The sequence below is a fragment of the Mucilaginibacter sp. P25 genome (assembly GCF_050859465.1).
GTDB classification, from domain to species: domain Bacteria; phylum Bacteroidota; class Bacteroidia; order Sphingobacteriales; family Sphingobacteriaceae; genus Mucilaginibacter; species Mucilaginibacter gossypii.
Genome location: NZ_CP193937.1, coordinates 6,492,423 through 6,517,886 on the forward strand (window position 1 = coordinate 6,492,423; position 25,464 = coordinate 6,517,886).

At 44.8% G+C, this 25,464-nt stretch carries 26 protein-coding genes and 2 pseudogenes; 5 read left to right on the forward strand and 23 right to left on the reverse strand.

Annotated elements, in window-relative coordinates; all coding sequences use genetic code 11:
• Nucleotides 1-37 precede the first annotated feature (37 nt).
• From ACRQ5D_RS32740 to ACRQ5D_RS32750, 3 genes are all read right to left on the reverse strand, one after another.
• Nucleotides 38-1,198 carry an ArsA-related P-loop ATPase gene (locus ACRQ5D_RS32740; protein WP_432327880.1) on the reverse strand — a complete coding sequence of 387 codons (1,161 nt, stop codon included), beginning with the start codon at nt 1,196-1,198 and terminating at the stop codon, nt 38-40.
• A 20-nt stretch (nt 1,199-1,218) separates the two neighbouring features.
• Nucleotides 1,219-1,824 (reverse strand): TRC40/GET3/ArsA family transport-energizing ATPase, encoded by a 606-nt coding sequence (locus ACRQ5D_RS32745; protein ID WP_432327882.1) that lies wholly within the window; start codon nt 1,822-1,824, stop codon nt 1,219-1,221.
• An 867-nt stretch (nt 1,825-2,691) separates the two neighbouring features.
• Nucleotides 2,692-2,862 (reverse strand): hypothetical protein, encoded by a 171-nt coding sequence (locus tag ACRQ5D_RS32750; protein WP_432327883.1) that lies wholly within the window; start codon nt 2,860-2,862, stop codon nt 2,692-2,694.
• A gap of 153 nt (nt 2,863-3,015) precedes the next feature.
• Between ACRQ5D_RS32750 and ACRQ5D_RS32755 the strand changes: the two are divergent.
• The 4 genes and pseudogenes from ACRQ5D_RS32755 (at nt 3,016) to ACRQ5D_RS32770 (ending at nt 6,115) form a co-directional block, all read left to right on the forward strand.
• A pseudogene (locus tag ACRQ5D_RS32755) lies at nt 3,016-4,340 on the forward strand (NAD-dependent succinate-semialdehyde dehydrogenase).
• Between the two features lie 122 nt (nt 4,341-4,462).
• A complete protein-coding gene (locus ACRQ5D_RS32760; protein WP_091169877.1) occupies nt 4,463-5,050 on the forward strand; it encodes an alcohol dehydrogenase catalytic domain-containing protein in 588 nt (195 codons plus the stop codon).
• 619 nt (nt 5,051-5,669) lie between these two features.
• Nucleotides 5,670-5,879, forward strand: a complete 210-nt coding sequence (locus tag ACRQ5D_RS32765) for a hypothetical protein (RefSeq protein ID WP_218134446.1) — start codon at nt 5,670-5,672, stop codon at nt 5,877-5,879.
• Nucleotides 5,873-6,115, forward strand: a complete 243-nt coding sequence (locus ACRQ5D_RS32770; RefSeq protein ID WP_256337472.1) for a carboxymuconolactone decarboxylase family protein — start codon at nt 5,873-5,875, stop codon at nt 6,113-6,115. Before ACRQ5D_RS32765 ends, ACRQ5D_RS32770 begins: the two co-directional genes overlap by 7 nt.
• Nucleotides 6,116-6,462: 347 nt before the next feature.
• On the opposite strand, the gene ACRQ5D_RS32775 is transcribed toward ACRQ5D_RS32770, so the two are convergent.
• The 10 genes from ACRQ5D_RS32775 to ACRQ5D_RS32820 all read right to left on the reverse strand — a co-directional run bounded on the left by ACRQ5D_RS32775 (nt 6,463) and on the right by ACRQ5D_RS32820 (nt 17,301).
• Nucleotides 6,463-7,020: an NADP-dependent oxidoreductase gene (locus ACRQ5D_RS32775; RefSeq protein WP_432329938.1), complete on the reverse strand. Its 558-nt coding sequence runs from the start codon at nt 7,018-7,020 to the stop codon at nt 6,463-6,465.
• Nucleotides 7,021-7,053: 33 nt separating this feature from the next.
• A complete protein-coding gene (locus ACRQ5D_RS32780; RefSeq protein WP_432327885.1) occupies nt 7,054-7,467 on the reverse strand; it encodes an alcohol dehydrogenase catalytic domain-containing protein in 414 nt (137 codons plus the stop codon).
• 38 nt (nt 7,468-7,505) lie between these two features.
• Nucleotides 7,506-8,273 carry an SDR family oxidoreductase gene (locus ACRQ5D_RS32785; protein ID WP_091169884.1) on the reverse strand — a complete coding sequence of 256 codons (768 nt, stop codon included), beginning with the start codon at nt 8,271-8,273 and terminating at the stop codon, nt 7,506-7,508.
• Between the two features lie 39 nt (nt 8,274-8,312).
• Nucleotides 8,313-9,092 (reverse strand): SDR family NAD(P)-dependent oxidoreductase, encoded by a 780-nt coding sequence (locus tag ACRQ5D_RS32790; RefSeq protein WP_431198830.1) that lies wholly within the window; start codon nt 9,090-9,092, stop codon nt 8,313-8,315.
• 28 nt (nt 9,093-9,120) lie between these two features.
• Nucleotides 9,121-10,218: an alkene reductase gene (locus ACRQ5D_RS32795; protein WP_091169891.1), complete on the reverse strand. Its 1,098-nt coding sequence runs from the start codon at nt 10,216-10,218 to the stop codon at nt 9,121-9,123.
• Between the two features lie 214 nt (nt 10,219-10,432).
• Nucleotides 10,433-11,023, reverse strand: coding sequence for a TetR/AcrR family transcriptional regulator (locus tag ACRQ5D_RS32800; protein ID WP_091169893.1), 591 nt, complete (start codon nt 11,021-11,023; stop codon nt 10,433-10,435).
• A 174-nt stretch (nt 11,024-11,197) separates the two neighbouring features.
• Nucleotides 11,198-11,782, reverse strand: a complete 585-nt coding sequence (locus ACRQ5D_RS32805; RefSeq protein ID WP_091169896.1) for a TetR/AcrR family transcriptional regulator — start codon at nt 11,780-11,782, stop codon at nt 11,198-11,200.
• Between the two features lie 37 nt (nt 11,783-11,819).
• The gene (locus ACRQ5D_RS32810) at nt 11,820-13,112 is read right to left on the reverse strand and encodes a TolC family protein (RefSeq protein ID WP_432327889.1); all 1,293 of its coding nucleotides are present in this window, start codon (nt 13,110-13,112) and stop codon (nt 11,820-11,822) included.
• A 10-nt stretch (nt 13,113-13,122) separates the two neighbouring features.
• Nucleotides 13,123-16,230, reverse strand: a complete 3,108-nt coding sequence (locus ACRQ5D_RS32815) for an efflux RND transporter permease subunit (RefSeq protein ID WP_091169901.1) — start codon at nt 16,228-16,230, stop codon at nt 13,123-13,125.
• Nucleotides 16,231-16,239: 9 nt separating this feature from the next.
• Nucleotides 16,240-17,301, reverse strand: coding sequence for an efflux RND transporter periplasmic adaptor subunit (locus ACRQ5D_RS32820; protein WP_091169904.1), 1,062 nt, complete (start codon nt 17,299-17,301; stop codon nt 16,240-16,242).
• A gap of 259 nt (nt 17,302-17,560) precedes the next feature.
• Here ACRQ5D_RS32820 and ACRQ5D_RS32825 point away from each other — a divergent pair, with 259 nt between their 5' ends.
• Nucleotides 17,561-18,151, forward strand: coding sequence for a TetR/AcrR family transcriptional regulator (locus ACRQ5D_RS32825; protein ID WP_091169907.1), 591 nt, complete (start codon nt 17,561-17,563; stop codon nt 18,149-18,151).
• A 172-nt stretch (nt 18,152-18,323) separates the two neighbouring features.
• On the opposite strand, the gene ACRQ5D_RS32830 is transcribed toward ACRQ5D_RS32825, so the two are convergent.
• From ACRQ5D_RS32830 to ACRQ5D_RS32875, 10 genes and pseudogenes are all read right to left on the reverse strand, one after another.
• Nucleotides 18,324-18,818 carry a GNAT family N-acetyltransferase gene (locus ACRQ5D_RS32830; protein WP_431198831.1) on the reverse strand — a complete coding sequence of 165 codons (495 nt, stop codon included), beginning with the start codon at nt 18,816-18,818 and terminating at the stop codon, nt 18,324-18,326.
• An 80-nt stretch (nt 18,819-18,898) separates the two neighbouring features.
• A complete protein-coding gene (locus tag ACRQ5D_RS32835; RefSeq protein WP_091169911.1) occupies nt 18,899-19,828 on the reverse strand; it encodes a hypothetical protein in 930 nt (309 codons plus the stop codon).
• 12 nt (nt 19,829-19,840) lie between these two features.
• The gene (locus tag ACRQ5D_RS32840) at nt 19,841-20,284 is read right to left on the reverse strand and encodes a DM13 domain-containing protein (RefSeq protein ID WP_091169915.1); all 444 of its coding nucleotides are present in this window, start codon (nt 20,282-20,284) and stop codon (nt 19,841-19,843) included.
• A 62-nt stretch (nt 20,285-20,346) separates the two neighbouring features.
• Nucleotides 20,347-20,637 carry a hypothetical protein gene (locus ACRQ5D_RS32845; protein WP_091169918.1) on the reverse strand — a complete coding sequence of 97 codons (291 nt, stop codon included), beginning with the start codon at nt 20,635-20,637 and terminating at the stop codon, nt 20,347-20,349.
• Between the two features lie 252 nt (nt 20,638-20,889).
• Nucleotides 20,890-21,702 carry a haloacid dehalogenase type II gene (locus tag ACRQ5D_RS32850; protein WP_091169920.1) on the reverse strand — a complete coding sequence of 271 codons (813 nt, stop codon included), beginning with the start codon at nt 21,700-21,702 and terminating at the stop codon, nt 20,890-20,892.
• Between the two features lie 39 nt (nt 21,703-21,741).
• Nucleotides 21,742-22,187, reverse strand: a pseudogene (locus ACRQ5D_RS32855) (DMT family transporter).
• Nucleotides 22,188-22,256: 69 nt separating this feature from the next.
• Entirely contained in the window at nt 22,257-23,129 is an 873-nt protein-coding gene (locus ACRQ5D_RS32860) for an alpha/beta fold hydrolase (protein ID WP_091169925.1), read from the reverse strand.
• A gap of 183 nt (nt 23,130-23,312) precedes the next feature.
• Entirely contained in the window at nt 23,313-23,507 is a 195-nt protein-coding gene (locus ACRQ5D_RS32865) for a hypothetical protein (protein ID WP_091169928.1), read from the reverse strand.
• Between the two features lie 94 nt (nt 23,508-23,601).
• Nucleotides 23,602-24,588 carry an alpha/beta fold hydrolase gene (locus tag ACRQ5D_RS32870; protein ID WP_091169932.1) on the reverse strand — a complete coding sequence of 329 codons (987 nt, stop codon included), beginning with the start codon at nt 24,586-24,588 and terminating at the stop codon, nt 23,602-23,604.
• Nucleotides 24,585-25,226, reverse strand: coding sequence for a TetR/AcrR family transcriptional regulator (locus ACRQ5D_RS32875; RefSeq protein WP_432327894.1), 642 nt, complete (start codon nt 25,224-25,226; stop codon nt 24,585-24,587). Before ACRQ5D_RS32875 ends, ACRQ5D_RS32870 begins: the two co-directional genes overlap by 4 nt.
• Nucleotides 25,227-25,464: the final 238 nt, after the last annotated feature.

The following is a 25,464-nucleotide window of genomic DNA, read 5'->3' on the forward strand; positions in this document are numbered from 1 at the left end:
GGGCAATAATATACGCCTTTTATAGTCGGGCAAAAAATCAAGTCGCCTGGATCACCGCGTCGTCATAGCGTGAAAGGATCGCCGGCAGCAATTTTTCTTCCGCTATATATGGGATCTCAAACGCTCTTTTTGATAAATGAGCAGCAATATGATCAATGATAGGGACTTCAGCGGATGCCCGTTTTCTTAAAAGGGGATCTTTTAAATCGTTTACAGCTGAAAGACATTCATTAATAACCCAGGCATAGGGTACAATTCCGGCCCGTTGCAGATCTTTTTGAAGCGCTTCAGCTTCCCTCATGGGCGTTGTTTCCGGTAAGGCGACCAATAGAATCTTGGCAAAAACACCGTCTTGTAGCATCATATACGGTGTGGTAATCTTGCTTGGACTTACAGCCATGTTTTTCATGATTTCCTTATGGTAGCTGCCGGTTGTATCCAGCAGTAGTAGTGTATGGCCTGTCGGCGCAGTATCCATCACCACAAACCGCCGCCTGGCACTTTGAATTGCTTTAGAAAAAGCATGGAATACAGCCACTTCTTCCGTGCAAGGCGACTGAAGGTCTTCACGCAGGAGTTTTTTACCTTCCTCATCCAAATGCTTCCCCTTTTGTGCGGCGATCTTATCGATATAATCCTTCGTTTCAATTTTCGGGTCGATCCGTTCAATGGTTAATTTTTCCGGGATGGCCGTTAACTGATCCATAAAGTTCCTGATATGTGCCGCCGGATCGGTCGTGGTTAAAAGAACGGTATGCCCCCGATGGGCCAGCATCGTTGCTATCGATGCTGCTACGATGGTTTTACCTACACCGCCTTTTCCCATGGTCATGATCAGGCCACTATCGCTATTTTTTTCCAGTTCATCAACTAATGCCTTCAAATCAGGCAGCAAATGACCAGCTTCCGTTAATTTTAAAAATTCAGCGGATACGATTTTACTTTGGAGGTCCGTATCAAATACAGACCGTAGCTTTTCCAGACCCAGTACGTTATAAGGCAATAATGCATAACGCTCAGCAGCTAGGTTTTTTAATGTCCCGGGCATCTCCAGCAATTCCCTTTCCGCTATTTTTTCCATTTTTAGCGCGGTAGTGTCCGTTTGGTCCCTTGCCTGAAATATTCCGTTGATCAATAAGCTTTGATTGGCCATCCCCAGGTCGATCAGATCCCGGCTTGTTTTGCCCGCTTCTTTCAATGATGTAGCGTCGGGCCGCGTTACCAGGAAAAAGTAGTTTGCAAGGGATCTCTTAAACTGGACACTACCTTTTCATATCTTTCCCTACTACTTTTCAGGGCCGACGAAGGCCCGATGCAGGAAGCCCCGTTCGGGTTATTCCCAAGAAAATCATCCCAGGCGGCGGGTAATTCCAGAAGACGGATGGTATGCCCGGTCGGCGCAGTATCAAAAATGACGGTATCAAATATTTCCGAAAGACCTTCCCCGGTGATAAACCGGGAAAACTCATCAAAGGAAGCGATCTCCGTGGTACAGGCGCCAGAAAGCCCTTCTCTTATTTTGCTTATCTCATCAGCTGTAGCAATGGCTGCAAGCGGATCTATCACCCTTTTGCGGTAATCTTCTGCAGCAGTTTGGGGATCGATATTGACCGTGAACAGGAGATTTAGATCCTGATGCTGCGTTATTTGATCGCTAACGGGGGTGCCCAATACATCTTGCAGATTGGACGCGGGATCCGTACTGATCAACAGCACCTTCTTACCCTTATCCGCCATGGCCACCGCTGTGGCGCAGGCCAGCGTAGTTTTACCTACGCCACCTTTTCCTGTAAAAAATAGAAATCTAAATCCCTGGGCAGTCATTTTAGCATTTACTGATTGTTGAATAATTAAAGTTACACTAACAGCACGAAAACAAGGTGATCGTTAACGGCCCATTTAATGATATTGGTCATTATCAGGTTTAATATTCCGGGCGGGGCTTTTTTCATGTAGCTCACTGAGTGTGGTTGACTTGCTATTGCATGAAAGTCGGAAATTATATTGTAAACCGATGTAAAAGCCTTTGGGGGCCGGATAGAATTCGTATTTGGTGTCTTTTTCAAGGGCGATTGTCGATGAAACCGGACCACATCGTTTTGTCCGATGTTCAATAACTGCGGCGCCTGACCGGATCGTTTGCTTTTAATCAGGCCCTTGAAATGCTCGTAGTTGCCGCTGAATCCGCCTGATGCCCATACATCCCGCAATGCTTTAGTGAAAGCACCGTTTAGTGGTCCTTCGTAAGAAAGTTCATCATCTTTGCAGGCGGAAAGAAGTTTGACCGAGGCTTTGACCGGTAAATGATTGGATGCAGCCGTGGCTTTTTGAATATTGTCGTAAAAATCTTTGCGCTGTATATAAGTTTTTCCTGCCTCTCGTTCCGGAAGGTTTTCGCGCCTTTACGGATAATCTCGGTATTATTAAATTTGATGATTGTACTGCTATGGCAGCTGCAGGATATAATCAATATCCTTACGCCGGCCGCAAATTTGGTCCATATGGCATATAATTCGGCATCCACCAGTTGTCCGTCAAACAGGCACCACGTTTCATCCGCTTCGTCGTCTATTTCTTCATGTTATTCTACTCCGATTCCGTTATTTTCCCCGGTAAGTGTCCGGTATTTTGTCTTTTCCTAACATGCTTAAATATTTCGGCATGGATGCAACGTGCAAGAAGTAAATATTGTCAGATAAACAGGTTACACGGTTGTTCCCAAAAATCATCTGGTTCAACCATTTGATGATCGAACAATTCATCTATCCGGTCCGAAAATTCTATCAGTTCCCTGCTCATGATATATTGTTTAACAAGGCAAATTTTAGGAAAAACCACGCCGAAAGAAATGAGTATGCTCATTTCAAAAGTTGTTCTGTGTCATTTCTGCCGGCCAGCGAGTTTCTAATTTTGAAAGAGTATTTAAAATCAATCAAAATGGAAACAGCAGCGAAAACTTCGCCGATAAAAACGGTAAACCCTTTTAACAATGAACTGGTCAAATCTTTCGAAATCATGGGCGATGAGCAGATCGAATCAAAGATCGCGGTTGCCGATCATGCTTTTCAAACCTGGAAAAAAACGCCGATGGCGGATCGTGCGCAGCTTTTGCGCCGTGTGGCCCACTTGATGCGCGTTAAATCAGTTCAACTGGAAAAACTGGCCACACTGGAAATGGGAAAACTGGTAACGGAAAGCCGTGCGGAAGTGGGGCTTTGCGCTGCTATTTTTGATTATTATGCGGAGAACGGCGAAAAGTTCCTGGCCGATCAGCCGCTGGAAACCCCGCAGGGTTCAGCTTTCTTAAGTTTTGAGCCGATCGGGGTTTTATTAAGTATCCAGCCCTGGAATTTCCCTTTCTACCAGATCACCCGTTCCGCAGCGCCACACCTGATGGCAGGTAATACCATGCTGCTTAAACATGCTTCAAACGTACCACAATGCGCCCAGATCATGGAAGATATCTTCCTGGAAGCTGGTTTTCCCGCAGGTGTTTACCAGAACTTATTTATTCCCGGCAGCAAAATTGATGTTTTAGTAGCCGATAAGAGGATCAAAGGGGTAACGCTGACCGGGAGTGAGCCGGCAGGTTCTTCCATCGCCGCCGCTGCCGGAAAATATATCAAGAAATCTACGCTGGAATTAGGCGGCAGCGACGCTTTTGTCGTGCTGGACGATGCCGATGTGGAACAAGCCGCCGAGGCTGCCGTGCGTGGCCGTATGTGGAACGCCGGGCAGGTCTGCGTATCGCCGAAAAGGGTAATCGCAGAGGAAGGAATAGCCGACCTGTTCCTGGACAAAGTAAAGGCCAAATTCGCTGCTTTAAAGGTAGGTGACCCGATGGACGAACAAACCGATCTGGCCCCCTCAGTAGCGAAAAAGCGGTCGAAGACGTGATCAAACAAGTACAAAAAGCGGTAGAACAGGGCGCGACCGTTTTAGCAGGCGGGCACCGCATTGATCGTCCTGGCGCATTTATGGAGCCTACGATCCTGACCGGTATACAGCCTGGAACTGCGGCGTATGAGGAAGAGATCTTTGGCCCCGTGTTTATGTTTTACAAAGTAAAGGACGAGCAGGCGGCAATTGACCTGGCCAATGCCACCGACTACGGTCTGGGCGGCAGCGTGTTCAGTTCGAATAATGAACGTGCGGTTAAGGTCGCCAGGCAGATCGATACGGGCATGGTCTATATCAACCATGTGACCGGAATCGCCCCTGAACTGCCTTTTGGCGGCACCAAACATTCCGGTTACGGCAGGGAGCAATCACAGGCTGCGATATACGAATTCGTCAACTCCAAACTGATCCGGGTGACTACGCCGGAAAGCGCCTATTAATTTAGCCCAGCCGTTTAATAAGAAAGCTCACAGTTTTGCGGGCTTTCTTATTGGATAAACCAGGACGTAATTTCAGTGCTGTCAAACCAACACGAATATAAAGTTTATGATACCCGAAAAAAATGGAAACCGCCGTCATTCATGGATTTGGAGAGCCGCTGCATATCGAAGAAATGCCCGTGAGGGAACCCGGTAAAAACGAGATCCTGGTAAAGGTGATCACCTGCGGTATTTGCCATACAGATCTGCATGCCTGCCAGGGCGACTGGCCGGCCAAAGCGAAAATGCCTTTAGTCTCCGGCCATAAAGCCATCGGCTACGTGATCGCTTTGGGAAAAGGCGTCAATAAGATCAGGGAAGGCGATATCGTGGGTGTTCCCTGGCTTTACAGTGCCTGCGGCTGTTGCGACTACTGTTATACGGGCTGGGAAACCCTGTGCGAAACCCAACAAAATGGCGGCTACAGCGTTGACGGCGGTTTTGCCGAATACGTCGTGGCTGACGCGCAGTATGTCGCGCATTTCCCTTCCCATATTAAATTTACAGAAATGGCTCCGATAATTTGTGCCGGGGTTACCGTTTATAAGGGATTAAAGCAAACAAAGGCCAAACCCGGGAATACTCAATGGCACAACGATCCGGGGCTCCATCGTCGGAACCCGCAAGGACATGGAAGAAGCCATCTCATTCGCGGTGGAAGGCAAGCTTAGGGCCACAGTCAAGAGAGATAGACCTGGACGAGATTGCGGCTTCGTTCCCAGCTGAAATGATCATCTTATATTTATCCGGTAGCACTTCTCGCAATTATAAACAATTCAGTCCCTGTGCTGGATATTCCGGCATACTTAACCACCCTGTTTCGTGCTCATTAGAGCAGCGGGTTCTGTTAATAAATTTTAAATTTAAATATCTAAACCAAGAAGATAGCATGGTCAAAGCGTAATAGAACGCTCAGAACTCTTTTTCGGAATGCATTCGTCAATGGATGCGGAATATCCCCATGTTGTCTCGTCCTTATTTTATTTGTAGTTTTTGAGTGGTAATACTGGAATCAGTTTACACCGATACTACTTTTAATGCACGGATGAGCTGATTCGTGCATTTTCTTTTTCTGCCAAAAAAACAGCTTTATTAAGATGCTTCAGTTTGTCCTGATATTCAGCTCGTCAGTCCTCGGGCTTCATTTTTGATGGTCAGCTATCTGCCGGCAGGTTTGTATTAATAAAACCGAAATCACATCGGCCGCTGCTCTGTAAATATTCGTTTGATACCACAGAAACGCTTTATCATGCATAGGAACAGAAAAGCACAGCCCCTAATTTTACTTCTATGGAAACCACATTTAACGTGCCCGGAAGAAACGAGGTTTCTGCGGCCAATCAAGCTATCTTTGATACATTGATTAAAGCAATAGGCTTCGTCCCTAACCTGTATGCAAACTTTGCGTACTCCGGTGATGCCCTGTCTGCGTTTTTAACAATTCAGGGAGCCAAAACCTCCCTGACAATAAAGAAAAAGAGATCGTTAACCCGATCGTAAGCCAGGTTAATAACTGTGAATACTGCCGGAGTGCGCACAGCAAATTTGCAAAAATGAACGGGTTTACAGATGAGCAAATCATGGAAATACGAATCGGCCAGGCCTCCTTCGATCCTAAGTTTGAAGCCCTGGTAAAACTGGCAAAAGCATCTCTGAGAACAAAGGACATGCAGCTCCCGAAGCAGTTGATAACTTCCTTACCCAGGGGGTACACTAAAGGCAGCTCATCGATGTGATTTTATTGACCGACCTGAGGATCATCACCAACTATGTTTACGCCATGACCGATCCGCTGGCGGTTCCCGCGGTTTAGCTTCAAAACGGCTAACATCGCCTTCTCTTAATAAAAAACTCTTTTTTATAACCTGAGGTACCCGCTATTTCCACGCCCAATGTAAGTGGCGTGAGTGACGGTACAGGAACAAGGGTCGCCGCGGCGGCGCATGGTATCCGAATAATTCAAGCCGATGGCTTCAATTTTAATCAGAACCTCTCCTTGTTTAGGTGATAAGTCGGGTACATCTTCGTAACAGAACTTCCGGCCCTCCGGTTTGGTGAAATCGTACTGCTTTCATTCTATTATCTATTTAATCTTAATAACCACTTTACCTTTCGCTCGCCCGGATTCCACATAGGCCAACGCTTCGTTGGTTTGTTCAATTGGAAATATTTTATCTATTACCGGTTTAATCACACCTGATTCTATCAGTGATGTAATTTTTGCCAGTTGATTGCCATCAGCCCGCATAAACAGGAACCGGAAACTGCTATTTGCCTTTTTTGCCTTTTTCTTTGCGCCGAAGCTCAATAATTTTGTCACCAATTTTAAATACCAGGGCAAGCCCAGTTCTTGTGCAAATTCCGGGGTTGGGGGACCAACCAATGAGATCAGTTGTCCGCCGGATCTCAAAATACGGAATGATTTTTCCAGCACCTTAGGATCCCGGTTGCTGTGTAATACCAGATCGTAATCTTTAAGTTTGGTTTCGAAATCTTCTGTTTTGTAATCGATCACCAGGTCTGCGCCCAGTTTTTTAACCCAATCAGTATTCGCTGAACTGGTGGTTGTGGCAACATAGGCCCCTAAATGCTTCGCCAACTGAATGGCGAATGTTCCTACACCACCGGAGCCTGCCTGAATAAAAACTTTCTGACCTTTTTGATCTGGCCGATCTCAACCAATGCCTGCCACGCGGTTAAGCCAACCAAAGGAATGGAACCTGCTCTCGTCCATAGTAAGGTTTTTAGGCTTTAAGGCTAAGTCGCCTTCATTTACAGCGATGTATTCCGCAAAAGTGCCTATCCTGTGATCGCCCACTCTTGAATACACTTCATCGCCAATTTTGAACCGGCCGACGTTCGAACCAACTTTAGTTACCACACCTGCCAGATCATGGCCGTTTACAAATGGTGGCTTGTAGGGTAAAAACAATTTGAAGTCACCATTTTTTATAAGCGAATCCAACAAATTGACACCTGCCGAATGTATTTGTACCAACACCTCGTTTTCCTTTACCATTGGCTCAGGTAATTCGATGAGATGCAGTTTTTCCTTTTTGCCGTAGCTTTTGACTATAAATGCCCGCATGATCTTTTTTTAATTTATTTTTAGGATTGGAATGATTTCTATGATACTAACACCTGGTAACTTTTTTTAGGATTGACTAACCCGAAAGCCACTTTTGGAAAAAGCCGATTGATGAGATAAACTGCTTTGCTATCGCCGACCCGGATGGTCAACTGCTCTTTCTTTAAACCTTCGATGAGCGCTTTCGCCAGTTTTTCCGGGCTGATCTTTTTATCTGGCCGATCTGCCACCATATCGGTGTCTACCAGCGGTGGAAGCAACTCATACACTTTGACGGAGCTGCCGATCGCTTGCAGGTGTGCCCTTAAGGTTTTTGTATATGACGACAAGGCCGCTTTGGACGCGGAATAGGTAGCTTCTAACACGGAAGGTACCATACAGAGCAATGAAGTGGTATTAATGATCGCTGATTCGTGGCGTGAGTTAAGCATTTTCATAAATAAATTATTCAGGCGTATTACCCCAAAGTAATTCACTTCCATTTCATATACTGCCCCTTCGAGATGTTTATCATTCGCAACTCCCAGGTTTAATGGCGACACGCCAACCCCAGCGTTATTATAAAGTATGTCAATACCGCCTATTTGCTCGATCTCCTCGAAGAGTCTCTTTGCATCACTTTCATTGGATACATCACTTTGGAAGACCGTCATATCGGGATAGCTTCGTTTGACTGCATCGAGTTTAGTTTTATTGCGCCCGGTCACGATCACCCTTGCGCCTTGTTGCCGGAATTGTTTTGCCGCTTCCAACCCGATACCTGATGCACCGCCGGTGATCAATACCGTTTTTCCTTTGATTTGCATAATCCTTATTTTTGAATTATTTAGAGGCGTTGATTGATTTTAAAATAGATTTTTCGAAGATTTTATAGGCGAAATGCTGAAGCAGGAGTATGATCGACGATCCTTTGCCGACAGGGTAGCTAAATGTCGGATTTTTTCTTTTACTGCCTTTAATAAAGCAGCCACAACCGGCGCAGGCTCCGGCGCCTTATCAAATGTGCTTTTGGTATATGAAGTAATCTTTTTCCTGAACAGGTCATAATCCCTGATATTTCCTTCCGCTACAGTCCCGCTTTCGCCGATGCTGGTTTTGAAACTCATCGGTTCAAGCATGACCACCTTGATGTTGAACTGGTTCAATTCAAACCGGAGCGATTTAAAGTAACCTTCAAGGGCATGTTTGGAAGCCGCATAATAGGCTACATAAGGAAGGCCGACTAAACCCAGCAGGGAACCGAGCGTGATTATTTTTCCGTGTTTTTGCCTCCTGAAGTAAGGCAGTAGTTCGTTTGTTAATTTGATCGTTCCCCAAAAGTTGGTTTCAAACTGCTGCTTGCCTAACTCAACGGGGGTTTCCTCTGCCAGTCCGTTAACCAGGTAACCTGCATTATTGATCAGCACATCTAAAGTTTTGATCTCACTGAACAATTGCTTGCCCAGGGATGCGATGGATCGGTCGTCATTCAGATCCACTGCCAGTAACTTAAATGGCAGTTTCGCCTGGTGTTTTTCCGGGCTCCGGCTTGTGCCGATCACCTGGTAGCCTTCTTGATGAAGCTTGTTGGCAACAAGCAGCCCGATCCCTGATGAGGCTCCTGTGACTAAAATCGTGTGTTTCATTTTGATGTCTTTTAATTATTAAAAAGCATTATTGTTCAGCCATCACCGGATAATCGGTATAACCTTTTTCGCCCGGCGTATAAAATGTTGATTGATCGGGCTGATTGAGCGGCGCGTCTGCTTTGAAGCGTTCAACTAGATCCGGATTGGCAATAAAGGGAACCCCGAATGATACCAGGTCAGCATCACCGTCGTTCAATACCTGGCTGGCTGTTGTCTTGTTAAATCCGCGGTTAATGATGATAGTACCATCATAGAGCGGGCGGTAACGTTTGGCCACTTCTTCAATACCCCAGGGATTGCCCGATACATCGGTAAAAGGCTCGGTGAGGTGTAGGTAAGCCAGGCTATATTCATTCAATTTGGCAACGATATAATCGTGGACGGCGATAGTTTCCTCGTCGAGCATCATCCCCTGAATGCCGTGAAGAGAAGGATTTAGCCTTACACCCACCCTCGTGATATCAATTACCGTGCGCAGTTCATCAAGAATGTCGAATAATATCCGCGCGCGGTTCTCTATAGTGCCGCCGTACTGATCCTGGCGTTTATTGGAGTAAAGATTAAAGAACTGGTGCAGCAGGTAGCCATTGGCGGCATGCAGTTCAACACCGTCGAACCCCGCCTCTACCGCGTTTGCGGCAGCCTGTTTAAAATCGTTAATGGTCTTTTGGATTTGCGCAGTTGTCATCTCCCTGGCATCAACCGTGTCTTTGAAGCCTTCGGGGGTGAATACTTTGGTAAGCGGATTTAATGCGGATGGCGCCAGCGGAAGTTCACCGTTAAGCAGATCAGGGTGCGATATGCGCCCTACGTGCCATAACTGGGCGAAAATTTTGCTGCCCCGCTCGTGCACCGCATCGGTAACCAGTTTCCAGCCTTCAACTTGTTGTTCGGTGTAAATTCCGGGCACATTAACATACCCTACAGCCTCACGGCTGACGTAAGTTCCTTCCGTGATAATCAACCCTGCCGAGGCGCGCTGCTGGTAGTAGCGTGCTGTCAGTTCGGTTGGCACATTGCCCGGATTAGCAGACCGGCTGCGCGTCATAGGTGCCATTACTATGCGGTTGCTTAGTGCAAGGCCATTTAAATTATATGGCTCGAAAATAATTTGCTCATTCATTGTTTTAATTTCAAATAGTATCAGGAAGCAGGTTTCCGACCCTGATTTTTAGTTGTTTAAATTCTATTTTATACTTTTTAGTATATTTTATTTCATTTTGATTGCTTGTATCCCTTGCTAAATCAAGTATGCGGTAGTCCGTTGAACACTTAATCTCCAATACAATCCCACTGTCTACAAAAAAGACTTTTTAGTATATTTAATATCAAAAAAATTATATTGCATAACTTTCTAACTCCGCTTTCAGGTCCCTGAGTAAACCGGCCATCGGTTTTGCAGTATTCATCGCCCTGCACATTACAACTGCACCTTCAACCGCAGCTACCGCTTTGAATGCATAGACAGCAGGATCAAGTTTGTCAGAAAATTCACCATCGGCAATGCCCTGATTTAAAATACTAACAAATACTTCCTGTCCATGGCGAATAACACCGGCTATCTTTTCTTTAACAGCCGGAAAGTTATCATCCGACTCAACTGCAATGTTAAATACAGGACATCCACCTTTAAGGTAAGTATTCAAAGGATCTTTATAAAAATCGAGAAAGGCAAATACCTTAGCCTTCGCTGTTTTACCTTTACTGATGGTTTGTAGCATTTTCTCGCCATTAGTATTCAGCATGTGGTCAACAACCTGCAGAGCGAGGTCTTCCTTTCCTTCAAAATGACCGTAAAGGCATCCTTTTGTCAGTTTCGTGGCAGCGAGCACATCGTCTATGTTAGCACCGGATATTCCTTTCTGATTAAAGATAGGCGCCGCTGTTTCCAGGATGAATTGCTTTGTTCTTTCGGCTTTAGTAAGCAAGTTAATAAATTTTATGATACAAAAATATACTAAAAAGTCTAATTAAAAATACTTTTTAGTATATTTTTAACTTTGTGATAGGAGAATGACAATCATGGTGATCCTTAAAAATATCCGAAGTGGCGCTACCTGATTTAGTCTGCTTAACAATAGGTTACATAGAGGCGTTTGCTTTTACTTGGTATAATCCGCGAGAAGCCGACGCCCATCATCGGTAATTATTCCGTTTATAAATAGCTGGAGCGCTTCAAATATATCAGCTGTTTTTTTCCCAGTATTATTAAACAGGTAAAAGTCTGCCACGGATATATAGATGGCTGCTGTGGCCGGCACATCCAGACCAGTGCGGTACAATCCCATTGCAATGCCATCCGCTAAATTTGATTCAATAATTATCTTCAGATGATTAATTTTAAACTCATGGAAAGCTTTCATGGCCCTCGGGTACCTTTTCAACATCGTGTCGTTAAAAAGGTGCCGTAAGGCGATCAAATGTTTAAAAAGCCCTTGTTGAAGAACCAACTCCTGTACCGGGTCATCTGCGGCATTGGTATTTGAACTGATGATGCTTTTAGATTGACCTATCAGTTGATGAACAACAGCTTCTACAAGGAGTCCCTTATTGGCAAAACATTGGTAAACGGTTTTCTTCGACATACCGGCTGCTTTCGCTACATCATCCATTGTTACACTGATGATACCATGGTTGATAAAAAGCTCAATAGTAATATCAATCAAACGTTTTCTTTTATCTTCCATTCCCGGTTGCTAATTTGTTAACTTTTAAAGTTTCAGGTCAGGGCTGATTTTCAGTTTTGGCGGTAACATAATTATATACAGCCGACCTTACGTAAAAATCAGCAAATGCTGTAGCAACAGTGCTTGAGGCCTGCTGATAAGCAGCCTGGGCATCCAGCACCTCCGAAATGGTGGCCAAACCGGCTTTGTAATTATCCTGGTTAACTTTCAGATTTTCGGTAGCCTGTTCCAGGTTGTCTTTTGCATAGCTAATTTGTGTAAGCTGGTCCTGCATATCATACCAATAACGTATAATGCCTACTCTCAGCTGGTTTTGTCCGTCGCGGAAATCGTTTTGAGCTATTTGCTCATTGATCCTTTGCTTCTGCATCTTTTGCTTGCCTCGGCCCCATAAACCGCCGGAGATGGGAATACTCAGGGTAACAAAACTGGCAGGTGCAAAGTTGCTCCCGATCCCGCTGTTGATTGACCCTGTTTGTGATGCACTTAAACCAACTGCCAGACTCGGCAAGTTATCGCCATTGGCTAACCTGGTTTGTAGCTTCTCGCCTTCTATGCGTTTGGTCAGTAGCTGATAATTGGCATTGCGGGCCAGGTTGGTATCGGGCTGCAGGGCAGGCAATACCGGCGTGCCGTTTTTGTTAAAGGTATCCTGCATCACCATGAGCGAATCAAAGGCAATACCTGTATACATGGAAAAATCAAGCAGGGCCACCCGACGGCCGTTCTGCAGCTTGCTTTTATTAACCAGCAACTGGCTTAGCTGAACTTTTACTTTGAGCAGATCATTCCGGGCAATCAATCCGGATGCCAGCATGTCCTTTTGCATTTTCAGTACAGTGTTAAGCAATGCTTCATTGACCAGTATGGTTTTCTGCTGTTCCTGTATATTTACCAGGTTCCAGTATTTCTGCTCGGTAAGCAGTATCACAGAATCTGCCGATTGTTTTTTCCTGATCTGGCTGACCTGTAGCTGCAATGCCGCTAACTGGTTACCCGTTTTAACTTTGCCGCCGGCATAAAGGGATTCCGTACCGGTTACGCCAAACAGGTAAAAGTTATTGATACCTTTTTCCAATAATGGCGGCGCGGCCGATATGAAGTCTTTAAACCCCAATAAACCCAGCCCGGTTGCGCTGACCGATGGGAGATAATCTGACTTGGCTGCAGCGACATCGGTTTTTGCAGAGTTTATCCTCAGCTCACCATTTTTTAAAGCGTAACTGTAGGCTATGGCAGCCTGCTTGCTTTCCTGCAGGGACATGATATGCTGCTGAGCCCCGGCCTGCAGACATGTAAAAGTGAATATTGATAATAGGAATGTTTTCATGATAATGAGCTTATGCAGTTACAGATTCCGGTGTTTTGCTTTCCGGATGCTTTTGATCCTCCTTGCGGAAGAACAGCCAGTATAGCGTTGGCAACACGAATAGGGTCAGCAACATGGATAACAGTAACCCGAAACAGATCACAGTACCCAGCGGTCCCCATAAGGATGACCTGCTGATCACCATCGGTATTACGCCCACGGCCGCTGCCGAAGAGGTTAAAAAGATGGGCCGCATCCTGCGTTCGGCAGAAAGTTTTGCAGCTTCAAAAACAGATTTACCCTCATGTAATCGTAGTTCTTCCGCAAAATCTATCAGGATGATACCATTACGAACTACAATTCCGCAGAGCGCAAGTAAACCGAGGAACGACGTAAAGCCAAAGGGATAGCCCATGATAAAAAGGCCAAAAGATGCCCCCAATAAGCTTAATGGCATAGTAGTAATGCTCAACAGGGCATGTTTAAGGTGCTTAAAGTGCCATAATAAGATGAGGAATATCAATATTATACTTACCCCAAGCGCGGTACCCATTGGGCCCTGGTTTTCTCCCTGCAATTCCAGTTCGCCCCCGTAACGCAGTTCAACGCCGGCGGGAAGTTTTATTTTTTCGATGGCCGGTTGCAGTTCCTGCAACACGGCATTGGCAACAGCGTCCTGGGTTACATCCATACGTACCGTCAGCGTACGTACACTGTTTCTGCGGGCAATCTGGCCATCATTCCACTCCGGGTTTACGTCTGCAACCTGTCTTAAAGGGATCAGGGATTTAGTTTGTGGCGCTACGATATTCAGGTCACGCAGAGCTGAAAGGTCAGTCCGGGACAGTTTAGGCGATTTGATCTTTACATCTACCGCGTAATTATTTTCCCAAACCTGTGTGGCTGTAATCCCTTCTGAATGCATGGCTATTGCATTAGCAATATCGCCCTTGCTTAATCCAAGCCGTGCAGCTTCTGCTGTTTTTACATCTATTTTAAGGGTTGGCTGTATCTCGTTATAATCTGTCCGGGCCCAGGTAACCTGTTTATGCGTTTTGCCGATGGCTAAAACCTGATTGGCAACCTGCTTTAAGGCTGGAATATCATTTCCACTGATCCTTACCTCGATAGCTGCCAGCGCATTGATCATGTTTAATTGTTTCATCCTGACATAAGCAGCCGGAAACAGGTTACTGTATTTATGCTGATAGTCAACAATCACCGCTGCGGTGGCATCTTCAGATACTGTTTTGACCAGGATCTGCGCATAATTTTTTGACGGAAGATTTGGTGCATATACCGAGTGGAAACGCGGCGAACTGCTGCCGATAAAGCTGGTATAATTAAGAATGCGCTTATCCTGTTTTAATATTTTTTCCATTCCCTTCACCACGCTGTCCGTTTGCGAAAGCCTGTAACCCGATGGCAGGTAGATTTCCATTGCAAATTGGTTTCGCTCTACTTTAGGGAACAACTGTTGCGGCAATATTCCCATAATCCCTATGCCGATCACTACAGACAGTACCGCAAAAAATACGGTCAGCTTGTAGTGTTTCATAGAATTGCCGATATGGTTATTAAAGAAATCCTGTAATCGGTCCAGGAAAGATCTTTTTTCATCTGCCTTATTATGCAGCAAGCCTTTTTTGATAAACAGCGTATTGAAAAACGGCACCACCATCATAGAGATGATCAGCGACAGTGTCAGAGCGATCATAATCGTTACCGGGAACAGGCGGATAAAATCTTTTGCCGTACCGGTCATAAAAAATGCCAGGGGTACAAAGGTTGCTGATAAAGCCAGCGTAGCCGTAAACACTGATGGAAACAATTCCTTGGCGCTGCTAATGGCGGCATCCCAAACCGACATGCCGTGGTCCAGCTTTTCTACGTGGTTATCAATTACCACAATAGGGTCGTCAACCACAATCCCCAGCACCACGATCAACGCTGCAAGCGTAACAGTGTCCAGTTCTATACCTGTCATATACATAATACCCAGCGTTGCGGCTATAGTAATCGGTATAGTTGCCGCTGCAACTGCGGCAACCCTGAAAGGAAGCAAGAGTAAGGCAACGCACACTACGCCGATAAGCGCAAAAGCAAACTCTTTCATAAAGTGGCTGATCGAATCATCCACCACCTCAGGCTGATCGGCCAGTTTTACCAGTTGGATATCAGGCGGCAGATGCTGCTTTACTTTTTCTATATGTTCTTCCAACTCCTTACCAAACTGTACAATGTTTTTGCCGGTGATCATTTCCAGTGATATCACGATGGATTTGGTGCCGTTGGAGGTTACGTAGCTGTCCGGCTCGTCATACTCACGTTTCAGGGTAGCCACATCACGAAGGCGCACTGAGTTGCCGCCGGGGTCCTGCCTGATGATCTGTTCAGCAAGCTCGGCCTCGGTTTTATAGTAGGTGCTCAAATGAATAGGCTCATCTACCACCTTTCCTTCTACTTTACCGGTGGCGTTAATAGCGCCATCATTTTGTAGCACCTGCATCACATTATTGACCGATACCCCTTTTTGCAGCAGTTTATTATTATCTACATAAATGGTAATCTGCTCGTTCAGGTTGCCGGTATGGGATATCTTGGCAACGTCCTGTACCTGCCTCAGTTCTGCCTCGATGTCTTCTACATTACGAAGCAGTTCCTTATAGGGCCGTGTCTTGGACTCTACGGACAAAAGCATGGCAGAGGTATTACCGAAATCACTATCGATATAGAAGCCTTTAACTTCTTTAGGAAGCTGGCTTTGCAGGATCAGCATCCCGTTTTTGATTTTGTTCCAGAACGCTTTGGTTTGGATAGCATTTTGGTTATCTGCTACCTCCACAAAGATGTACATTACGCCATCCCGGGAAAAGGAGTAGGTTTTTTTCTTGTTAACCTCGTTATTACTAAAAAGGTATTCTTCTACTTTTTTTGTCAATTGCTCTTCTACCTGTTTGGATGAAGCGCCGGGGTATTGCCCAACGATGAGGCCCTGCCTGATAGTAAAATCCGGAAATTCGTTTCGGGGCATATTGAACAGCCCGGATAGGCCGAGCAGCACCAATATGGCCGATAGCGCAAGCGGGAACACATGGTACTCCATCGCCCATGCTATTAAATTCGAGTTCTTCTTCATGATAGGCGATTATTTACTAACGATAACAGGGGTTTGATCGGCAAGCTTCTGATAGCCGGAGGTAATCACTTGTTCGTTACCTGACAGGCCTGACTTGATGGCGATACCGTTGCTGTAAAGCTGTCCGGTGGTCACATCTTTACGTACCGCTTTATTTTGGGCATTCATAATGAATAAGAAGTTGTTTCCTTTATCGTCAACCTGTACAGCCTGTACAGGTACGATGATCTCTTTAGTATCCACTGACGTATTGCCTTTTTTATCTGCTGCGCCAAATGACACTTTACATAGCATGCCTGGCCTTAATTGGGCACTGGTATTGGGTAAGGCTATTTTTAGATTGTAATTGGCACTGCCGTTCAAAGCAAGCATGCCGACTTCGGTCACTTTACCCTGTAAAGTCTGATCGCCGAGCGCATCGATTTTTATGAATGCCGGGGTTCCGGCTTTATAGTGGTTGATCTCACTTTCAGGCACGGCGACCAGCACCTTTACCGAATGGGTATCCAATAATTGTAACACCGGCTGGCCTGGATTGGCCACCGCACCGGCTTCTGCCATTTTAGCGCCAACATATCCGCTTACCGGGGCGTAAAGATGTGTATGTGCTATATTCTGGTAGGTTGCATTAGCAGCTGAAGTCGCTTGCTCGTAATTGGACTTAGCCTCCAGCATTTTGATCTCGGCAACGCTTCCCTTTTTAAAAACCTCGCTGATACGGGTATAGTTTTCATTGGCCAGTTTAGCCTGCGCCAGTTGTGCGTTGTATTGGCTGCGGTAGGTGGTTTCATCCACAGCCCCCACCAGTTGACCTTTTTTAACGTAATCACCAGTTTTGAACGGGAATGACAAAATGGTACCCGAAACCTGGAAACTCAGGTCGATCGTTTTTTCTGCTTCCAGGGTTCCGTCATAAACAATGCGATCATTGATTGCCTGGGCCTCTGCCGACAAATTAAATACTTTTACCGTGAGGGTATCAGGTCCCGGCTTCAATTTGCTGTTGTTGGAGCAGCCGGTAATCCATAGGGCAGTTAATACCGCTCCGGCCAGTGTGATCGTTGTTTTCATTGAGTTAATTGAACGTTTATTGTTTTTTTGTCGATTTTTTGTTCATAGGAAACATCAGATTTCGTTCTTTTTCTACCTAATTGGGGTGAGCAATAATCAATCTTCCCGAAACCAATTTATTTTAATTTCGACAAATATACATTTTTTGTATTTGTATTTTTTTCAATTTAATTGTCATAAATTCTTCAAGTCGGGTACTTTGCGCCCATATAATAAAAGACGACGCCCGTATTGAACAAATAATGTATTTTTGTCGACTATGAAAAGAGTAGAAAATGATCAGGTGCGGGAAGAAATAGTTTTAGCTTCTGAAGCGGTTTTCGAGCGTTACGGTTATCTCCGGGTTTCCATGCAGGATATTTCTAATGAATGTAAGAAAGGCCGAAGCACCATATACCATTACTTTAAAAATAAGGAGGAAGTGCTGGATGCGGTTTGCGAGAAGATTTTTTTGAATTGCCTGGCGGAGAGCGAAGCTACCATCAGTAAAAGGCGCTCCTTTTCGGCTAATATCGAATCTTTTAATATCACCAAATTAAAGAACCTCCGTCAGATGGTCTCAAAGTACAAGTTAGCCATTGACGACTTGCGTTTAGACCCTTCAGGCTTTATATTCAAATTGAGGAGATTTGCTGAAAAAGAGGTTGCCGTTGTCAGTCAAATCATCGCATGGGGCGTAGAAAACAAGGATATTGGCGAACTGACAAAGGAAGACATTGATTTTTTGTCAGAAACATTGAATGCTGCCTTCAAAAGTTTTGAACAGGAAGTACTCGTTTTTGGAAAATTTCCGCAAAGCGACAGCCAGGTGGCCTGGTTGGCGCAGATGCTGCATAAGGGTTTGTTATAACCATTGAAACGGATTGTTGGTGCTGCTCTTCTAATAACGGTAACAATGGCATAACCGCTGGCAACGCCATTTTTTGCTTTTTCTTTTTGATGGTTAAATGCCCACCAAAAGACTGCGATGTTTTCAACTTTTTACAGTTTTAAATTCATAAATGGTTAATTGTCTCGTCCTGCTATAGCTTGTCACTAAAGACAAGAAAATGAAAACAATTCCAGGGAAGAAAAAGAAAGTAGCGGCTATCGTAAGACGCAAGCCATTTGACAAGGTCGAAGAACAGACCGAAATAAACCATGTCCGTTAGCCGGACGCCATCTTCAAATATCGGTGCTGAATAATAGGTCAAAAAGAATCCTTTTTTGATTTCAAATAATTCAAAACCTGCTCTTTTGTAAATGGCTAATTGCTTTCCGGCGATGGTGGGTGTACCAATGATTAGTTCGCAGAAACCCTGCTCCGTAGCCCTGGTCTCTGCATCTTTGAGCAACAGCTTGCCGATCCCCTGGTTCTGCCAAGCCTCGTTTACAGCGATGGCTTTTATCTCTGCGCTGTGTTCGTCAATGGGATAAAGTGCGTAAACAGCAATTACGATGCCGCCGGTTTCAGCCACATAAATAGCCGATTGGAATATATAACGTTCAATAGCTTGCATTTCCTCATCTGCAAGCAATAAAAGTTCGTAGGGGATGGCATCTGTTTTTTTAATAGCCGGATCGCTGTTTGATCAATCATGGTTGGATCATCATTAAGTTAAAAAGCAATTGTGTATTGAAAATTGATCACACCGCTTCTGGTCAATCCATCCGGCCTTATCTTTCTCACGATAAACGGCGTTCCGACAACAATTTCAAAACGGTTCGCATTTTTGAAAGTCTTTGTGGCGACAATGCTGCCATTTAACGTAAGCCCTTGTGATCCATCGATCGAAGTCTTATAACCGAATTTGTTTTCATAGGCATCATCTCCAATATGATAAACCGCTGAAAGACTGGGTTTAAGCGTAAGGGAAGACTGTGGTAAGTGGATGTAATAACCAATCCGGCCAAGCAGGTCGCTTTTTCGCCTGAAATTATTGGTTGGCGCGAATTCCAGTGCCCTCGGGTCATTATATTCATCAGGAAAATACGTACTCTTATTTATTTGTATGACAGGCAACTGTACAGCCGCATCGAATTCCCATGTCCGGTTTACGATATAGTTAACACCTGCAATGGCATCGTAAGTGCCGATACTTGCCTGGTAATCTAAAGGCAAAGGCTTGCCCTCATTATTTTTATCGTTCCCGGTGCTCACCGGGATCTTTATGCCGCCAATGAAATTAAGGCTATTGGCCGAATTTAAACGGGGTGTATAATTGAGCGTTCCGTACACATCGCCGATATTAAATGCATGCCCTAAAAAGCCAGTAGCATACGTTGCGGTTAATTTTGATTGAAAAGAAAAATGATTGTTTAAATTTACCTGGTATTGGACATAAGTATTGATCGTGCTGGTATTCTGTTCTCCTAACCCGTAATTTATGCCAAAGTCAATAGCATGTTTTTTGGGCAATGTGCCTACTGTATCTTCAATATTATTTTTCAATACGCCAAGGCTACAAAACCCTGCATCGCTGCAGCCCTGTGCAAACCCGTTTAAGGCTATTACCATGGCAATAGCAAATATATATATAGTTTTCATGATATGCCCCGATTAAAAAGTGAGTTGTGTATAACCGAATAAATGGTGGTATTGCTGGCAGTAGATCAAAGCGTATGCGTAATCTTTCACGTTCGCTTCCGAAGGGATATCATACACCTGGTTGCCGGAAGTAGATTTTAGCGACCCAAGGTTTATAAAATGAACCGGATTTTGTTCCTGGCTGATATAAACCTTAAGATCCGGCCCGTTACTGGTAGAAAAACCCTCCAGGGCTAGTTGATATTTGCCTCCCGTTAAAAAGACCCTGGCAGTACCCGTGACGGTGCCGTATGGGCCATTGCTAAAATCGCCGCTATTGCTTGCAGGTTTAGATTGGGACGCATCAATCCTCTCATTCAAAGTAGCGGTTGGCGTACTCCCTTTTTTGCAACCCGCCAAAATCGTACATGTCAAGAGCACGATAATGCTTATTTTTAAGAAATTTGGTGTTTTCATGATGATTAATAATTATGGTTTTAGCAGTTTAGACGACATATTCCGGGAAACCTTACATCAATTTATAAGAAATCACCGGTTATGCGGCCAATGTTAAAACAATCAGCATCGATTATGTACCTTCGATAATTCACGATGCCGGCTAAAGCAACTGCCACATTACTTATTCGTCGATTGGTCAAGCCGGATAAACGCAGGCGTACTAATCCCTGGAAGGTCCCGGATTCTACGAGCGGCTGGGAATTCAGTACAGTTTCTACCGTGTTGTTATTCAGCTGTTCTGTAGGAAGCGTAGATTTTTCATCTTTTTTGCAGGCAGCAAGAGAAAAAATCACCAGGGCACCAAAAGTCATTTTTACTTGATCTTAAAATTTAATATAGAAGATCTCCCAGTTTATTCGATTCCTTTTGTTTCCTGGCATTGTTGTCGACAAAAAGCGATTGGCCTTTATTCTATTTGAATTAATGCAAGCCAGTTTTGATATGGGATGCCTCCACACTTAATGGGGCGTTCAACCGGCAGGAAGCTGTTTTTTCAAAAATCAGCCCGTTTGCCCGCTGCTGCGCGGGTCAATTCCATTTCGCTAAAAGGCACGCCGTACCCGCTATTTTTTCATATAGGCGATCAGTTCCGGCAGTTCCCTCCCAACTACGTCTGCAGACACCCCCAGTTCCTCGGGAGTGCTATCGCCCCGGTTTACCCAAAATGTGGGGAAACCGAAGAATTTAGCGCCGCAGGCGTCCCAGGCACCGAAGGCCGCAAAAACGATGTCGTCCTTGGGTAGTTTTAAAGTGTCGATCCCCATTTGATAGGCAGCGGGGCTCGGCTTGAAGGCACGTACCTCATCGGTGCTTAGCAGATGGTCGAAATACTGGCTGATATTGTTTTTCTTTAAAGAAGACTTAAGCATGTCCACCGTAAAGTTGGACAGAAAGGACAAGCTGATATTCATCTTTTTCAGAGTTTCCAGCCCTGCAACAACATCAGGCCAGATGTCGAGATTTAAATAGACGTTCATTAACCGCGCTTTGTTCTCATCAGTCATGGCCAAGCCTATTTTTGCTGCTGCAAACGTGAGTGCATCTTCCGTCACCCGCCAAAAATCCTTATATTGTTTGGCCGCAGTCAATATCCACGAATATTCAAATTGTTTCGTTCGCCATAGGGCAACTAATTCAGTGCTTTGGCTTCCAAACAATTCTGCGGCAAGCGCAAATACTGGTGCCGGGTTAAAAATCACAAAGCCATCAAATAAAATTGCTTTCTTCACGCTATTTGATCTTGATCCCTTCCCGGAGCCTACCGCTTTTAAGGGGATTTGTGTGGCAAGTAAGCCGGTAACGGTAGTTGCGATAAACCCTCTACGGGAAAACACATTACTGAACTCATTTTCTGATATTATTTGTTTCTTTGCCATACTTATAGGATTATTTTGTAAGTTGAAATTTTGCGAAGCCTAAAACTTTTTGATCAGTATTACGCCGGTAACCAAAAGTACGATACCACCCGCCCGAGCCCGGTTTACAGGGTGCGCAGCGTAATGCAGCCAGCCATAATGTTCTATAAGCACCGATGAGATGATTTGCCCGGCGATAAAAAAATGATGGTATTACCCGCACCAATCTTCTGGGGTACAATACTGAAGGTTAAGATGTTCATGGCGATGATAACTCCGCCAAGCCACATCACCCAATTCGTACTTAACACTTGCGCGATACCAGGCAAAGGCGTGCGGGTAACGGTTATCACCAAGCTTACTATTATCGCCGCGATTAAAAAGGCGCATAAAGTCGCCAAGTACGGACTACCCAGTGTCTTTCCCAATGCGCCGTTACTGGATGCCATAACCGGCAGGCACATCCCAACCATCATTGTAGCCGCTATATAGGAAACGTTATTCATAACTTACTTTTATAAAGTTTCCCGCACTCATCATTAGGTTTGACAAGAACGGGAAACAGGTTAATTAATCTACCGGATATTATTCCTGGTTAAAAACTCCCTTATATTCTCCGCAATCTCCGCATGATATTCCTCAAGGGCAAAATGGCTGGTGTTGTAAACATGCAGTTCGGCGTGCGGCAGGTCTGTTTTGTAAGCTTCAGCAGCAGCCAGCGGGAAGAACTGATCATTTTTACCCCAGGTGAGCAAAGTAGGCGGCAGATGGGTGCGGAAATAATTTTGCCAGTTCGCATATTCAGCCACGTTATTAGAATAGTTATGCAACAGGTCTAAATGAATATCTATCAGTCCCGGCCTGGTCAGGTAATACAAGTCCATCACAGGGCCATCCATGTTTATTTTTGCCGGGTCTTCAGCCCCGTCAAAGTAGAATATCCTGATGCCATCCAGGGTCATTAATCCTCTGATCGGTTGCTCTGTTTCAGCGTTGCGGTTTTGTAAAAACGGCATCGCCAATCCGAAAGCCGGGCCGATACCTTCTATGTAAGCATTCGCATTCTGGATGATCAATGATTGGATCAACTCGGGCCTGCGGGCGGCGATCCTGAAACCTACCGGGCCGCCATAGTCAAAAGCGTATAAGCTGAATTGCTTCAAACCGATCTGGTCGATAAATTTCTCAATCGTGACTGACAGGTTATGGAACGTATATTCATATTCATCGCGAGATGGTACTTCGCTGTTTCCAAACGCCGGGTAATCCGGTGCCACCAAATGGTAATCGCCTGCCAGGTCATTAATCAGGTCGCGGAAAGAAATAGATGATGAAGGGAACCCATTCAATAGTAATATTGTAGGATTCTCTTTGCTCCCGGCCTCCCGGTAAAAAATATTGACGCCGTTTACGGTTTCATTTTTGTAGTAAATTGTTGTTTTTTTCATTTTAAAATGGTTTGATATTTATAGGAATTAAGGTTTCAGCGAGAAAAATACGTCCGCTGAAATACTGTTCAATTGCAGGTAAAACAGTAGGATGCAGTACACCAGGATATAAATCATTTGAAAAGTAACCGTGGCCCAATCCAAAACCAGGCTTTTGCCGGTAAGTAAGAGAAACATCAACAGTCAGCCCGCTATCAGTACACCCTGAGTTTCCAACCCGCATACCAGTAGCAAGCCGATACCAGTTTCCCGGTAAGGCAGGCTGTTGCCGGTGGCTATTGTAACAACAGGCGGCAAGCCTGAGCCTTCAAACTCCCGGCCCAGTGCGTTTAAGAATAATGAACGGCCATTCTTAAGCCTAACCAGCCCGTGAAGCAATAATGTTAAAGCCTAACCCGGCCCTTAACAGGAAAAATGCAATGTATTCGTTCATATAACATACATACCAGTCTGTTTTAATTTCACGAATAAATTATTTGATGTTGTTTTTTAACAAAAATGACCTGATGAGGCCGGCCGCTTCCTCGTGTTTTTCTTCCAGCACAAAGTGGCCGCCATTCAATAGATGGATCTCTGCCTTCGGGAGGTCTTTTTTATAGGCCATCGCTCCTGCGGCAATGAAGAGCTTGTCATTCTTACCCGAAATAACCAGGGCTAATGGCTGGTGTTTCTTGAAATAAGCCTGCCATTCTGCATATAAAAGTAAGTTAGTGCCATAGTTTCGGAACAAAGCAAGCTGTATATCCTGGTTGCCCGGTCTGTTCAAATAATATTGATCGGTGATGTAGCTGTCGGGGTCTATTTCCGACACATCTTCCGCACCATCGGTATATTGCCATTTGGTTCCTTCTATGCTTAAGACCCCTTTAATCGGGCCAATAGTGGATTCGCCGGGGTTTTGAATATAGGCCACTAAAGGCTTCAGTGCATCACCCAATCCTTCGGTGTAGGCGTTAGCATTTTGCACGATAATGGACTGGATCAATCCGGGCCTTGCACTTGCGATGCGAAAGCCTACAGGGCCGCCATAATCCTGCACGTAAAGGCTAAATTGCTTTAAACCCAGCGCGTCGATAAAATGGTTCATGGTTGCAGCCAGGTTATCAAACGTATAGTTGTATGCTGTTGGCTCCGGCGCACTACTTTGTCCAAAGCCCGGATAATCCGGCGCGATCAAATGATAGTTAGGGGCAAGGTCCCTGATCAGGTCGCGAAACATGTGGGAAGAAGATGGAAAGCCATGTAGCAATAAAATGGTGGGTTTGCTTTTATCTCCGGCCTCCCGGTAAAAGATGTCTAAACCATCCACTTTTATGGTCCTGAAATACACGCCTGCAGTACCATTTACTTTAGGTGCTTGATGAGCCGCCTGTTTCGCTTGAGTTGCTGCATGGACTACAGGGCTTGAATTAAATACACTGCCCAGCAATAGCGAGGCGACGATGCTCTTTGTTTTCATTCTTTTATTTGTTTATTGATGATAATATACAGACAAGTCTGTTTTAATTGAGTTAAATTTTTTTCCAACCCGGCTGCCGTGGTTGGCTGATGTTTAGTTATAAGATTTTTCCTGCCAGTGTTTTCGCTGTCTGAATTGGCCAGCCATTGCCGTGTACCTTGTTGGTAATCAGCGCACCGTCGAACAGCATATACAATCTCGTCCGCCAGTTTTTCCTTATGTACGGGCCTCAATATATCTGCAAACATGGCCCTTACACCATCTTTTTGTTTGCGTATGATCCCCCGTACCCTTTCGCTGTCAACCGGCAGTTCCGAAACAATATTCAGGAAATTACAGCCATAATACTCCGGCTGCACAGAGACCTCCGCTAAAAAGTCAAACACCGCGAGTACCTTTTCCTTCGGTGCTTCAAATTTTTCAGCTTCGGCTTTCAGTGCAGCATTCGTTTCTGCCCCCTTTACAGTGAGGTATTCTACCAGCAAATCTTCCTTTGAATGGAAATGCTGGTATAAGGATGCTTTCGCAACCCCTGCCTCTTCAATAATTTGGTTAATGCCGGTGGCATTATAGCCTTGCTTATAAAACAATCTGGATGCGGTTTCTACGATCTGGTTTCTTACGGCACTTGTTTTCATGGCACAAATGTAAAAATTAATTTAAACATACAGACAGGTTTGTATTTTTTTATTTTTTGTATGACGCTAAGTTGTTGTTTGTCTAAAAGATCAGTAATCTGGGAGACGCTCATTAATCACCTTACGGCAGTAATTTCCTTTTAGATAACAATCCGGAAATATTAAGGAAACTGTATTCATCAAGAATATTTCCCGATTGGTGTAAAATTTTGCGAAAGTGGTTTTTGTTGATGGTACT